This is a genomic window from Ochrobactrum sp. PL_is483, assembly GCF_055816855.1.
This window is the reverse complement of record NZ_JBVPGS010000039.1, coordinates 79,898-93,357: the sequence shown is the minus strand read 5'-3', so window position 1 is coordinate 93,357 and position 13,460 is coordinate 79,898. Positions and strand designations below refer to the sequence as shown.

The 13,460-nt window shown below is 58.6% G+C and carries 10 protein-coding genes; all 10 read right to left on the bottom strand.

What is annotated here, in order from left to right:
* Positions 1–136: 136 nt before the first annotated feature.
* Positions 137–841: a TIGR02453 family protein gene (locus tag AC0TNJ_RS17410; protein ID WP_122000428.1), complete on the bottom strand. Its 705-nt coding sequence runs from the start codon at positions 839–841 to the stop codon at positions 137–139.
* Positions 841–3,000, bottom strand: coding sequence for an NAD-dependent DNA ligase LigA (ligA, locus tag AC0TNJ_RS17405; RefSeq protein ID WP_473771834.1), 2,160 nt, complete (start codon positions 2,998–3,000; stop codon positions 841–843). The genes AC0TNJ_RS17410 and ligA overlap by 1 nt, the downstream gene beginning before the upstream one ends.
* Before the next feature lie 101 nt (positions 3,001–3,101).
* Positions 3,102–4,781, bottom strand: coding sequence for a DNA repair protein RecN (gene recN, locus AC0TNJ_RS17400; RefSeq protein WP_473769600.1), 1,680 nt, complete (start codon positions 4,779–4,781; stop codon positions 3,102–3,104).
* A 12-nt stretch (positions 4,782–4,793) separates the two neighbouring features.
* Positions 4,794–5,657, bottom strand: coding sequence for an outer membrane protein assembly factor BamD (locus AC0TNJ_RS17395; protein ID WP_122000426.1), 864 nt, complete (start codon positions 5,655–5,657; stop codon positions 4,794–4,796).
* Between the two features lie 363 nt (positions 5,658–6,020).
* Positions 6,021–6,959, bottom strand: coding sequence for a UDP-3-O-acyl-N-acetylglucosamine deacetylase (gene lpxC, locus AC0TNJ_RS17390; RefSeq protein ID WP_473771833.1), 939 nt, complete (start codon positions 6,957–6,959; stop codon positions 6,021–6,023).
* A 291-nt stretch (positions 6,960–7,250) separates the two neighbouring features.
* A complete protein-coding gene (ftsZ, locus tag AC0TNJ_RS17385; protein WP_122000424.1) occupies positions 7,251–8,960 on the bottom strand; it encodes a cell division protein FtsZ in 1,710 nt (569 codons plus the stop codon).
* 123 nt (positions 8,961–9,083) lie between these two features.
* Positions 9,084–10,406: a cell division protein FtsA gene (gene ftsA / locus AC0TNJ_RS17380; protein ID WP_122000423.1), complete on the bottom strand. Its 1,323-nt coding sequence runs from the start codon at positions 10,404–10,406 to the stop codon at positions 9,084–9,086.
* Positions 10,403–11,338 carry a cell division protein FtsQ/DivIB gene (locus AC0TNJ_RS17375; RefSeq protein ID WP_473771832.1) on the bottom strand — a complete coding sequence of 312 codons (936 nt, stop codon included), beginning with the start codon at positions 11,336–11,338 and terminating at the stop codon, positions 10,403–10,405. Before AC0TNJ_RS17375 ends, ftsA begins: the two co-directional genes overlap by 4 nt.
* Positions 11,326–12,252, bottom strand: coding sequence for a D-alanine--D-alanine ligase (locus AC0TNJ_RS17370; protein WP_122000421.1), 927 nt, complete (start codon positions 12,250–12,252; stop codon positions 11,326–11,328). The genes AC0TNJ_RS17375 and AC0TNJ_RS17370 overlap by 13 nt, the downstream gene beginning before the upstream one ends.
* A 245-nt stretch (positions 12,253–12,497) precedes the next feature.
* A complete protein-coding gene (murB, locus tag AC0TNJ_RS17365; RefSeq protein ID WP_473771831.1) occupies positions 12,498–13,460 on the bottom strand; it encodes a UDP-N-acetylmuramate dehydrogenase in 963 nt (320 codons plus the stop codon).

The following is a 13,460-nucleotide window of genomic DNA, read 5'->3' as shown; positions in this document are numbered from 1 at the left end:
TTTACTCCTCCGAATGAAGAGTAGTTATGAAATTCTGTTGCCTGTTGGAATATGGCTTCCCAAAAAATCATACTATTAAATAGGGATGCCGCATTTGCGCATCACTCATGAATTCGGCTGATGCATTCATGAAGGATCATGATTGTTGCGGGACGGTCTTTTCGATTTTGTGCATCCAGTCGATGAGCGGACGAGCGCGTTGCGTGAAATCGACCAGACGATCAGCCAGATCGGCACGGGTAATCGTTTCAGGATCGATTTCCATCCGCACGGAGAAATGCCGATTGCGAATCGCTTCCAGCAGATCATCGTCGGTCACGGCCTCAAAACCACGCGGCGTCCGTTTCAGCCGGTCGTAATCGCTGATCTTCAAACCGTTTTTCTTGAGCTTCGCGACCATGGCGCGAAACTCTTCCGGCTTCTCGACGATGGATGTGCGAATGGCCTGAAGCAGTTCTTTCTTCGGCCCCCACCACGCCACACAGGCGTAGCTGTCGCGAACACCCGGCAAGCCGATGCAGACATAGAAGCACCCGCTCTCGTCCCATTTCGTGCCTGATTGCGACAGCAATGCGGAAAGATGACGATTATAGGGAGCCTTGTCCTTGGAAAACCGCGTGTCACGCTTGATACGGAACTGCGATTTCACCCGGTCGCCCTTGAAGGGCAGACCGGCCTTTTCAAACCGGCTCGTCAGGTCTTCGACGAGATCGCCAAGCGGCTCCTTCAATTGCTGCTCGAAAATATCCTTGTTCTCGACAAACCATTCGCGATTCTGGTGAAAATCCAGAGCTTTCAGAAACGGGATCGCTTTCTCGCCAAAACCGTTGAACGGGGCCATTATTCTTCTCCAACCAGTTTGAACCAGGCGTCTTCATCGATGACTTCGATGCCCAGCTCCGACGCCTTGGCGAGCTTGGAGCCTGCTCCCGGCCCCGCCACCACAAGATCGGTCTTCTTCGACACCGATCCGGCGGTCTTTGCTCCATAGCGTTCGGCCATGGCCTTGGCCTCATCGCGCGACATGCGCTCCAGACTGCCGGTAAACACCACCGTCTTGCCTTCGACCGGCGAACCGGTAGCGACCCGCGCTTCTTCATCAAGCGGCGTCACCTCCGCGAGAAGAGCCGCAAGCACTTCCCGGTTATGCGGCTCGGCATAAAAATCCACGACCGCTTCGGCAACAATGGAACCGATACCCTCAACCGCAATCAGGTCCTGCCAGGCTTCATTGCCCTTGTCGGTGCGGTCACCTTCTTTCGGCGCAACGGCTTCCAGAGCAGCTTTTTCAAACGCGGTATAAGACAGATAGGCCCGCGCGAAACGCTTGGCATTCACCTCGCCCACATGACGGATGCCAAGACCGAACAGAAAGCGATGCAGGGCAATCTCACGCCGGTCATTGATCGCATCGTAAAGTTTCTTCACGGAAGTCGCGCCAAAACCTTCGATGTTCTCAAGCTTCTTGAGAGAACCCGCCTGTCGCTTCTGCAGCGTGAAAATATCGGCTGGAGACTTGATCTTCAGGCTGTCATCTTCGGCATGGAAGAAGAACTCGACCTGCTTTTCGCCAAGGCCTTCAATATCGAACGCATTGCGCGACACGAAATGGCGAATGCGCTCAACGGCCTGCGCCGCGCAGGTCAGACCGCCGGTGCAACGATAGACCGCCTCGCCCTCCTCCCGCACCGCATGGCTGTGACAGACCGGGCATTCATGCGGAAACTGGAACGGCACGGCATTGGCCGGGCGCTTCTCCAGCACAACATCGACAATCTGCGGGATAACGTCACCTGCGCGCTGCACGATGACCGTATCGCCGATGCGGATATCATGCTCATCCGCGCGGATACGCTCGCCCTTGAGGCCAATACCCTTGATGTAGTCTTCGTTATGCAGCGTTGCGTTGGTGACAACCACACCACCGACGGTAATCGGCTCCAGTCGCGCAACCGGGGTCATTGCGCCGGTGCGCCCGACCTGAATGTCGATGTCCCGCAAGATCGTCGTGGCCTGTTCTGCCGGAAACTTGTGCGCGATAGCCCAACGTGGGCTGCGCGAACGAAAGCCAAGCCGTGTCTGCAAGTCCAGCCGGTCAACCTTGTAGACGACGCCGTCGATATCATAGTCGAGCTGCGCTCGCTCAAGACCGATGGCGCGGTAATGCGCAATGAGTTCATCCGCGCCGTGAAGCCGCTTTGTCAAAGGATTGACCGGGAATCTCCATTCGCGGAACGTCTCGACCATGCCCATCTGGGTGTCAGCGGGCATTGCGGACATTTCTCCCCAGGCATAGGCGAAGAATTTCAGCTTGCGGCTTGCGGTCACCTTGGCGTCAAGCTGGCGCAGCGAACCTGCTGCCGTGTTGCGCGGGTTCACATAGGTCTGCTTGCCTTCAGCGGCCATCTGCTCGTTGAGTGCGAGGAAGTCGCTTTTGGCCATATAGACCTCGCCGCGTACTTCCACGACGGAAGGCGCTCCCGCCGGGAGCCTGTTGGGAATCTCGGCGATGGTGCGGATATTTGCCGTTACATTCTCGCCAGTCGTGCCGTCACCGCGCGTCGCGCCGCTGACCAGAACACCGTTCTCATAACGGATCGACATGGAAAGCCCGTCGATCTTCGGCTCGGCGGTAAAAGCGATGGAATTATCAGGCAACTGCCCCAGAAAGCGATAAACGCTGCCGACAAAATCGCGCACGTCCTCATCCGAAAACGCATTGCCAAGCGAAAGCATCGGACGCGCATGGACAACCGGGGCGAATTTGGAAACCGGCGCAGTGCCAACCCGCAAGGACGGGCTGTCAGCCCGCACCAGATGCGGAAAGCGCGCTTCGATCGCGTCGTTGCGCCGCTTCAGCGCATCATATTCGGCATCCGAAATCTCCGGTCGGTCATCGGCATGATAAAGCTCATCATGGTGAGCGATTTCACGCGCCAGCCGCTCCAGTTCGGAAACGGCTTCAAGCTCGGTCAGTTTTTCGACGGGAATATCGGTCATAGGCGAAGCAAAACCTGCTGATTCAATTTCGCACAACATAACCAAGAAATACGGTTACGCCTACGAAAACAGCGAACTGCACAGTGACTGCTGACAGGCTTTTAAATGGCCAGCGCGCTATTCTCGGCAAGCAGGCGTTCCGCCGCTGCGCGCGCTTCATCGGTGATGCTGGCGCCGGCCAGCATACGGGCGATCTCTTCCTGCCGCTCATCCACTCCTATGGAACGGATCGAGGTAGACATACGATCTTCATTGGTCGCCGACTTGGCAATCAGGAAATGTGTGGAGGCACGCGCTGCCACCTGCGGCGCATGTGTGACCGAAAGAACCTGCACGCGACCGGAAAGCCGTGCCAGACGCTGCCCGATGGCATCCGCCACCGCACCGCCCACGCCAGTATCGATTTCGTCGAATACAAGCGTCGGGGCAGAGCCGCGATCCGCAAGCGCAACCTTCAGCGCCAGCAGGAAACGCGAAAGCTCACCACCCGAGGCGACCTTCATCATTGGCCCGGCCCGCGTGCCGGGATTGGTGCGAACCCAATATTCTACCGTATCGATGCCTTCCGCCGCCCGCGCTTCCGGGTCGGTCGTCATTTCAACGATGAATTCGGCGCGCTCAAGCTTGAGCGCAGGCAGTTCGGCCATCACAGCGGCCTTGAGATGCTCCGCAGTTTCCTTGCGCGAACCAGAGAGCTTGGCCGCAGCAACGTCATAAGCCACCCGCAATTCAGCCGCCTGATTTTCAAGCTGGATGAGCTTTTCCGCTCCGGCATCCAGATCGGCCAGATCGGCATCCATCTTGTCACGCAGCGCGGGCAAGCCTTCCACCGCAACGGAATATTTGCGTGCCGCAGCGCGCAGAGCAAAAAGCCGTTCCTCGACCTGTTCCAGCACGCGGGGATCGAAATCGATTTCACGCATGGCATGATCAATGCCGTCCTGCGCAAGAGCCAGACTGTTGAGTGCTTCGTCGATTGCCTTGCAGACCGGCTCCAGCAGATGCGGCGCTTCCGGGATCTTGCGCTCCAGACGACGCACGAGGCTTGCCAGCGACGGCACAGGCGAGCCCTGCCCCGACAGCAATTCACCAGCTTCGTTCACGTCACCGGCGATCTTTTCCGATTTCATCATGATCGCGCGGCGTTCAGCGAGTTCTTCTTCCTCGCCGGGTTGCGGATCGAGCTTCGTCAGTTCCTCAACCGACGAGCGCAGATAGTCGCCTTCGCGCTCGGCCTGCTCGACGCGGGCGCGATGCTTGGCAAGCGCCGTTTCCGCATCACGCCAAGCCTTGTGACGCTCGCGGACCACTGCCGCCTCTTGCTCAAGACCGCCGAAAGCATCCAGCAATGTACGGTGAAGATCGGTATCGATCAGGGCGCGATCATCGTGCTGGCCGTGGATTTCCACCAGCCTGCGTCCGAGATCGCGAAGAAGGGCGACACTTGCCGCCTGATCGTTGATGAAAACGCGCGTCCGGCCATCGCCCATCTGCAGACGACGCAGGATAATGTCGCCATCATCGTCAAAACCGTTATCGCGCAGAAAATTCCGGGCAGGATGTCCGCCCGGCACATCGAATACCGCAGTCACCTGCCCCTGATCGGCACCATGACGCACCAGCGAGGCATCGCCACGCGCACCAAGCGCCAGTGACAGCGAATCAAGCAGGATGGACTTACCCGCCCCGGTTTCACCGGTAAGCACGGACAAGCCCGTCTTGAACTCGATGTCGAGCCTTTCAATCAGAACAATATCGCGGATCGACAGATGCGACAGCATGTGAGAATCGGCTTATGAGCCGCCACCGGTGATGAGCGCCGAAGCCTTGGCCAGCCACGAATTGCCATTCTCGCGCGGCTGAAGACCACCGCTCTGCAGAAGCTTGTAGCTGTCCTTGTACCACTGGCTGTCCGGGTAGTTCTTGCCGAGAACCGAAGCGGCCATCTGGGCTTCCGACGTCAGGCCGAGCGCGTAATAGGCTTCCACGAGGCGAGCCAGCGCTTCTTCCACCTGACGGGTGTTGGAATACTCTTCCACCACGCCGCGGAAACGCTTGATGGCAGCCAGATATTCCTTGCGTTCCAGATAGTAACGGCCAACCTGCATTTCCTTGCCTGCGAGCTGGTCGCGGGCGACGCGGATCTTGGCCTTGGCGTCATCCGTATATTCGGAATCCGGGAAGCGGTCGACCACTTCCTGCATCGCGGCGATTGCCCGGCGGCTTGCGGCCTGATCGCGGGTCACGTCCGGAATCTGGCGGAAGTAGGAAAGACCGATGATGTAATAGGCATAGGCAGATTCAGGCGAAGTCGGGTAAAGCGTGTTGTAACGCTTCGCCATCGAGATCGCTTCTTCGTAATTGCCTTTGCGATAGTTGGTGAAAGCAGCCATCACGAGCGATTTGCGCGCCCATTCGGTGTAAGGATGCTGGCGGTCGACAGCAGCGAATTTCTTCGCGGCTTCATCCAGGCGGCCCGCATCCAGATTGGCGAGACCTTCATTATAGAGCTTGTCGGCAGGATCGATCGTCTCGACATATTTGGTGAGATCGATGTCGTCGTCCTTGCTGGCACAACCGGCGAGCGGGATAAGAACGGCGATGGCGCCAGTCAGCAGCGCGGTTTTCGTCACACCCTTGAATTTGAAACTCGTCATGCGGTCTCCGGCCTTTTGGCAGCGTCATTCCTGTTTGGAGCTGCGTGCTTCTAGCACTGGATAGCAGCTCCATCCATACAAATCATTCAGCTTCAGCGAATGTACAAGCATCGCAGACGCTGTTTTGGCCGTCCATAAACCACATGCAAGCGAAATCGGCAATCGTCTAGTCGCCCAAATCCGCCGGACGGCACATCGAAACGCATAACCAGTGTGAATTGTCCCCGGTATTGACCACCCGCGTGGGTAGATATTCCCCGATCAATCCACCGCAGGACGGCGTACCGACTCAATTGCGAAGTGAACCGGCGAACACGGCTCAATTAAGGCCAAGTGCCGATACCCCTCATTTCATGGTATATATTAAAGCGCCCAAGGAGCAGCGATAGTTGGTTTCACGGCAACGAAATCGGATGCTCTGGAAGTATTGCGGATGCCGGAGGCCTCGACAATATCGAACGCCGTCTTGTCCGACAGCAACGCCTTCACCGTTTCCGCGTTCAGCCTGTGACCGCTGCGATAGGAGCGGAAGCAGCCAATGAATGGCAGACCGGCCAACGCCAGATCGCCGACGGCATCAAGCGTCTTGTGACGGACGAACTCATCCTTGAAACGCAAACCACCCGGATTGATGATCGAATTGTCGTCCCCGATGACAAGCGAATTGTCGAGCGACGAACCAAGCGCATGGCCGGACGCCCAGAGGCGCTCAACATCCTTCATGAAACCGAAAGTGCGCGCAGTGGAAAGCTCCTTGCGGAAAGTCGCTTCATCCATGTCACCTGCGAATTTCTGCCGACCGATCAGCGGGCACTCGAAATCGATTTCGACCTCGAACCGTGTCGCGGCAAAAGGCTGGAACTCGCCCCACGACCCGCCAGCTTCGACGCGCACCGTTTTCAGAATGCGGATAAAGCGGCGCTTTGCCTCCTGCGTGACGATACCCGCCCCATCGAAAGCCTCGATAAAGCGCGCAGAAGTGCCGTCCAGAATGGGAACTTCCGGGCCATTGACTTCCACGACAAGGTTATCAATGCCGAGAGCGGCAATCGCCGCCATCAGGTGTTCGACTGTATCGATCCTGGATTCCTTCGGCCCAAGCGAAGTGCAGAGGTCTGTTGCGCCGATCTGCGAAACATGGGCGCGAACTTCCTGTGCCTTGCCCTTCAGATCGGAACGCTGAAAGACGATTCCCGTATCGGCATCAGCCGGGAAAAACGTCGCCGAAGCCGGAGCCCCGCCGTGAACGCCGACGCCCGAAAGCGTGACCGCACGGCCAATTGTCTTTTGATAAGCGCTCAAGACAGTTCCAATCTGCTGAATAAAATGAATGCAAGCCGCGCAAACGGAATTTCAACACGACCAAATTTCGCAATCTTTGCATCTATATGGATATATATAGCTGAAATTGCGACAGGAAATACGAAAAGGTTCGCAAACTTGTGCTCCCCGAACCATACCCCGTTCATTTAAAATAATAATTTGCGTGACTTGAACAAAATCACGCTTTCTTACGAATGTTCTGATTTCGTTTACAGACACGAAAAAGCCGCGGGAGTTACCCGCGGCTTCCTCATTCAATCGGCGAAAAAATCAGTTCGACTGGCGGCGCAGGAAGGCCGGGATTTCGAGCTGGTCTTCTTCGGAAGCGGCGCGCGGCTGCGGACGGCCCTGATCGTCAAGCTGGCCGCGACGCGGTGCGTAGATCGACGAGTCCTGCTGCGGAGCGCGGCGTTCGGCGGGGCGCATGCCCGGCTCGCGATGCTGCGCCGGCTCCAGGCGGGCTGCCGGCTGGTCGTCCTCACGACGCGACAGGCCGCTCATGAGACGGTTGAGCAGGCCCTTCGTGCCACGCGGCTCTTCCTGTACAGGCTGCTGCGGGGCGCGGCGCGCGTTGATTTCAGCCTGTGCGACAGGCGGGAAATCCGAAACGGCAGGCATGCGCGGGGCCGGACGCGGCTCACGAACCGGCTGTTCGTGCATCTGCGGCTGCTGATAGGCCTGCGGCTGCATGGCCTGTGCTGCCTGATGAGCGGCCGGAGCCTGTGGCATCGGTGCACGGGCAACCGGAGCGCGTTCGAAGGATTCCGGTGCCGGAGCCTGGAAGATGCGGCTCTGCGGACGGAATTCCGGCTCTGCCGAAGCGGCAGGTGCTGCCGGTGCGGCTGGAATTTCAGCTTCGGCAGACTGGATCGCCTGTGCAATCGGGTCGACCTGACGCGGCTGCTCAACGACCGGAGGACGAAGTGCGCCATGCGGAGCCATCGGCTTTGCCTGAGCGGCAGTCTGCTTCACCGGCTGGCGAAATTCCAGCGGCGCAGGCGCCGCGTCTCCTAACTGCTTATCGATACCGGTAGCGACGACAGAAACGCGGATGACGCCTTCAAGACCTTCATCGAAGGTTGCGCCGAGGATGATGTTCGCATCCGGATCGACTTCCTCGCGAATACGGGTCGCGGCTTCGTCGACTTCGAACAGGGTCATGTCGCGACCGCCCGTGATCGAGATCAGGAGGCCCTTCGCACCGCGCATCGAGGTTTCGTCGAGCAGCGGATTGGCGATTGCAGCTTCGGCGGCAGCCATTGCACGGCCTTCGCCGGAAGCTTCGCCCGTGCCCATCATGGCCTTGCCCATTTCGCGCATCACCGAGCGAACGTCGGCAAAGTCGAGATTGATGAGGCCTTCCTTGACCATCAGGTCGGTGATGCAGGCAACGCCCGAATAGAGCACCTGGTCAGCCATTGCGAAAGCATCGGCGAAGGTGGTCTTGTCGTTGGCGATGCGGAAGAGGTTCTGGTTCGGAATGACGATGAGCGTATCGACATTCTTCTGCAGTTCTTCGATGCCGAGATCGGCGGTCTTCATGCGGCGGGCGCCTTCGAAATGGAAAGGCTTGGTCACGACGCCGACGGTGAGGATACCGCGCTCACGAGCAGCACGCGCCACGACCGGAGCAGCGCCGGTGCCGGTGCCGCCGCCCATGCCTGCGGTCACGAAGCACATGTGGGTGCCGTTCAGGTGATCGACGATTTCGTCGATGCATTCCTCAGCGGCCGCACGGCCAACCTCTGGCTGGGAACCAGCACCAAGACCCTCTGTAACGGCAGCGCCGAGCTGGATCATGCGTTCGGACTTCGACATCGTCAAAGCCTGAGCGTCGGTGTTGGCCACGACAAAATCTACGCCGCGCAAGCCGGCATTGATCATGTTGTTGACCGCATTGCCGCCGCCGCCGCCGACACCGAATACGGTGATGCGGGGCTTCAGCTCGGTGATATCCGGCTTTTGCAGATTGATAGTCATAGGTCCTTGTTCCTCTTAAGCCTTACCACCGCTTCGCCGCCGCGGTGTGGATTGGTTGTTACCCAGATGGTCACGCCCCAATAAGTCGACACGCTAATTCAACAGCTTACTCAATACTTGTACTCAGAAACTCTCTTTCAGCCATTGGCTGACACGTTGAATTCGCCCACCCGTACCGGTCATGAGACCGGAGGAAGCCGCTTTCACCGACCGTTCTTCTATCCCGGCCACCTGCGGGTAAATCAGAAGTCCAACGGTCGCGGAGAAAGCCGCCCCCTTAGCCGCCTCAGGCAATCCCGCTATTCCTAGAGGACGCCCGATTCGTACATTTCTTGCAAGGATTCGTCTGGCAGCCTCCGGCATTCCCGGCAGCTGGCTTGCGCCGCCCGTCAGAACCACCCGCTTGCCGACGATATGCCCGAGACCGGACTGGTTGAGCCTGTCGCGCACCAGTTCCAGCGTCTCTTCCACTCTCGCACGGATAATCCGCGTCAGTACCGAGCGCGGATATTGATTGGGTACGTCCCGCTCATCGTCACCGATGGGCGGAACGGAAATGAGATCGCGGTCATCGGCAGCGCTCGGCAGAGCGGAGCCGTACATGACCTTGAGGCGCTCAGCGTCTTCCATCCGGGTGGAGAAGCCGCGCGCCACGTCCATCGTCACGTGATTGCCGCCGATGGCAACCGCGTCAGCGTGGACAAACTTGCCTTCGGAGAAGACGGAAATCGTGGTCGTGCCGCCGCCCATATCGATGCAGGCAGCCCCCATTTCGGCTTCGTCGCCAACCAGAGCGGCAAGGCCGCTGGCATAAGGCGTCGCAACGATGGCTTCCACCGACAGATGGCAGCGATTGATGCAAAGCTCCAGATTGCGCAGCGGTGCGGCATCGGCGGTCAGCACATGCATATCGACGCCAAGGCTGTCGCCCAGCATTCCGAGCGGATCGCGAATGCCGCGCTCACCATCGAGCGTGTAACCGACCGGCAGCGAATGAACGAGGTGACGTTCCGCAGCGAGCGCCTGCTTCGCGCCAGCGGCCAGCACCCGGCGAATATCCGTCTGCTCGACTTCATGGCCGCCCAGATTGACGCTCGCCGTGAAGGTCTCGCTCTTGAGGCGACCAGCAGAAATATTGACGATGAGGCTGTCGACGGTCAGGCCCGCCATACGCTCTGCCGCATCGACCGCAAGACGGATCGACTGTTCAGCCGCGTCGAGATCGATGATGACGCCCGACTTGACGCCGCGCGAACGCTGATGGCCGATGCCCAGCACCTCCATCCGGTGCGTGCGGCCCGGCAAAAGCGCGCCGCCCTCATGCGGGCGCAGCCTTGCGATGACGCAGGAAACCTTGCTCGATCCAACATCCAGAACCGTCAACAGGCGCACCTTGCGCCCCGCAGCCCCACCTTGTGATGTTCCCTTGCCGCCCAGAATACTCATACGCGCTTCCCCGTGCGGGATAGTTCTTTTTTACGCTCTGCCAAAAACTTCTGGCGCTGCTCCATGCCGGTTGCGGTCAGCTGAACCGTCACACGATCATCAAGGCGAAGATCGACAGCGGCAATGTCGCGGGACAGGAGATGCTGTTCCTGATCAAGCCGCTCGACTTCCGCCAGCGCCTTCAACGGATCGGTTTCCGGCAGCATGATGCGCACGCCATTATCCAGAAGCAGGTCCCACCGGCGGTCGCCGACGCGGATATAGGCACGCACCTTTCCGACCAATCCCGGATAGGCCGCAATCTCGTCCACGAAACCCTTGACCTTCTTTTCGGCACCCTCGCCCACGACGAGAGGCAGAGAATTGTAGCGGCCCGAACGGAACGGAACGATGGTGTCGCCAGCAGCATCGATCAGCGAAAGTTCCTTGTCGTTCTGCCAGATCGCAAAAGCCTTGCGCTCCTGAAGCGAGACGAGGATTGTGCCGGGATAGACCTTGCGCACTTCCGCGCTTTCCACCCACGGCAGCTGATCGATGGACTGGCGCGCATCTTCGGCGCTCAAACCGACGAGCGACGTTTCGCCGTCGAGATCGAGCTGACCCAGAATATCGATGTCGGAGGTTTCGTTGTTGCCGACAACCTTCACATCCTCGATTGCGAAACCAAGCGTGGATGCGGTTGCCTTGACGACTTCGGGCGTATGGCCGCCGACGGCCATGCCATAAAGGCCGGTCGCGCCAAGGAAGCCCAGCATGCCGATGGTGCCGGCATGGCGCGGAATGGTGACATTGCCCTGAAACAGGCGGACAGCAAAGCGGAACGGCTTGCGCAGGAAGCGCGGCAGGACAAAAGCGGCACCCATCGCGCCCGATGCATCCCGCATCGAGCCCGAGCGCCCGTATCCGTCCGATTTTCCGTTCAACGCAAACAAGACGCGTCCTCCACCATCCAACTCAACAATTCACCGAAAGAGATACCGGCCGCCTTGGCGATATCAGGCACGAGCGAGGTAGGAGTCATCCCCGGCTGGGTATTGATTTCCAGCCAGATAACTTCGCCATCTTCGGAGAAACGATCATCGAAACGGAAGTCCGACCGGCTTACGCCCCGACACCCGATTGCCCGATGCGCCGTAAGGGCCATTGTTTGTATTTTTTGGTAAATATTTGGTAAAATTTTTGCCGGGCACACGTGAGTTGATGCGCCTGCAACATATTTTGAATCATAATCGTAGAACTGATGCCCGACGGGAATGATCTCGCACACGTCCATGACGCGATCGCCCATAACGGCACAGGTTAGCTCGCGACCGGGAATGTATTTCTCGACCAGAACATCCGCGCCGTAATTCCACTCGGCAGAGCTGATGATCTGCGGCGGATGAGCCTGATCTTCCTTGACAATCACGACGCCAAAGCTCGACCCCTCGCGCACCGGCTTGACCACATATGGCGGCTTCATCGGATGCTCTGCGCCGATCTCGAAACGATTGAGCAGAAGCGACGGAGCAACAGCTACACCGGCAGCAGCAGCAACTTTCTTGGCGCGATCCTTGTCCATGGCCAGCGCCGAAGCAAGCACACCCGAATGCGTGTAGGGAATCTGGAGATATTCGAGAACACCCTGGACAGCACCATCCTCACCGAAAGGACCATGCAGCGCATTGAACACAACGTCAGGCTTCAGCTCGGCAAGAACGGTGGCAACATTGCGATCCACGTCAATGCGCGTCACGCGATAGCCACACTCTTCAAGAGTTGCAGCGCAAGCGGCTCCAGAGGACAGACTGACCGGGCGCTCCGAAGAGAATCCGCCCATCAAAACGGCAACGTGCTTTCCCGTCATGTTAGCATCCCCTCTGCGCAATCCCCTGCGCATCAATTAAACAGAATCCAGGCAACCCAGCAGCAAAGACCGCAGGCACCCGCGGCAGGAAAATCCTGCCGAATCAAATCACTGTGTGGTTAACCCTAAAGAATCAGAGGATTGATTCCGTGACAAGTCCCTATAGGACAGGACGAAGCTTACGCTTCGCTTGCGAAGGCAAAAAAGCCCGGAATATCAGGTAGAAAATCCGGGCAACTTTTTTATCAAAATTTTCCAAGGAACTCTTCAACCGGCTCGCCTTCGCGGAACAAACCGAGACGTTTGATTTCCCAATGAAGGCGAATGCCCGAATTTTCGAAAACTCTGGCGCGAACCGTTTCGCCCAAAGTCTCCAGATCGTGCCCCGTTGCGGTGCCGGTATTGATCATGAAATTGCAGTGCATTTCGGACATCTGCGCGCCGCCGACGCGCAAACCGCGACAGCCTGCCTTGTCGATTTCCTTCCAGGCCGATGTGCCTTCCGGATTCTTGAAGGTCGAACCGCCTGTCTTTTCGCGCACCGGCTGCACCGTCTCGCGATGATGCTGCACCTCGTCCATGGCTTGCCGGATCGCGTCACGCTCGCCGGGGTTTCCCTCAAAAAGGACCGAAGTAAAAATCAGATCCGGCGAAGCTGACGAATGCCGATAGGCGTAGCCCATATCCGCATTGGAAAGCACATGCACCTCGCCCTTGCGGTCAAGCGCGCGCACTTCCACCACGCGCTCGCGCGTTTCGACGCCGTTGGCGCCTGCATTCATGCGCAAGGCGCCCCCGATGCCGCCGGGAATGCCATGATAGAAATGAAATCCAGCGAGCCCTGCGTCGAGCGCTGCAGTAGCCACACGCTTGTCAGGCGTTGCCGCCCCTGCCCGCAACTGTGTGTCGGAAACCTGTTCCACCTCGCCAAAGCCTTTGGCGGAAAGCCGCACGACAAAGCCGGGAACGCCGCCATCGCGCACCAGAAGGTTGGACCCGATCCCGACAACGAGGAGCGGTATCTCTTCCGGCACAGCCTTTAGAAATGCGGAGAGGTCTTCCTCGTCGGCAGGCTGAAACAGAACCTGTGCCGGTCCGCCAGCGCGAAACCAGGTAATCTTGTCCATGCCAGCGTCGGCTGTCAGCCGGCCACGCAGGCCCGACAGCTTGCCATCGAGCTTCTTCAGAAGCGTCTCGCCGCTTTCCAT

Excerpts from the sequence above, each read along its gene's own strand:
- ftsZ (WP_122000424.1), bottom strand. The coding sequence starts at position 8,960 with ATGACTATCAATCTGCAAAAGCCGGATATCACCGAGCTGAAGCCCCGC.
- ligA (WP_473771834.1), bottom strand. The coding sequence starts at position 3,000 with ATGACCGATATTCCCGTCGAAAAACTGACCGAGCTTGAAGCCGTTTCC.
- recN (WP_473769600.1), bottom strand. The coding sequence starts at position 4,781 with ATGCTGTCGCATCTGTCGATCCGCGATATTGTTCTGATTGAAAGGCTC.
- murB (WP_473771831.1), bottom strand. The coding sequence starts at position 13,460 with ATGGAAAGCGGCGAGACGCTTCTGAAGAAGCTCGATGGCAAGCTGTCG.
- AC0TNJ_RS17410 (WP_122000428.1), bottom strand. The coding sequence starts at position 841 with ATGGCCCCGTTCAACGGTTTTGGCGAGAAAGCGATCCCGTTTCTGAAA.
- ftsA (WP_122000423.1), bottom strand. The coding sequence starts at position 10,406 with ATGAGTATTCTGGGCGGCAAGGGAACATCACAAGGTGGGGCTGCGGGG.
- AC0TNJ_RS17370 (WP_122000421.1), bottom strand. The coding sequence starts at position 12,252 with ATGACGGGAAAGCACGTTGCCGTTTTGATGGGCGGATTCTCTTCGGAG.
- AC0TNJ_RS17395 (WP_122000426.1), bottom strand. The coding sequence starts at position 5,657 with ATGACGAGTTTCAAATTCAAGGGTGTGACGAAAACCGCGCTGCTGACT.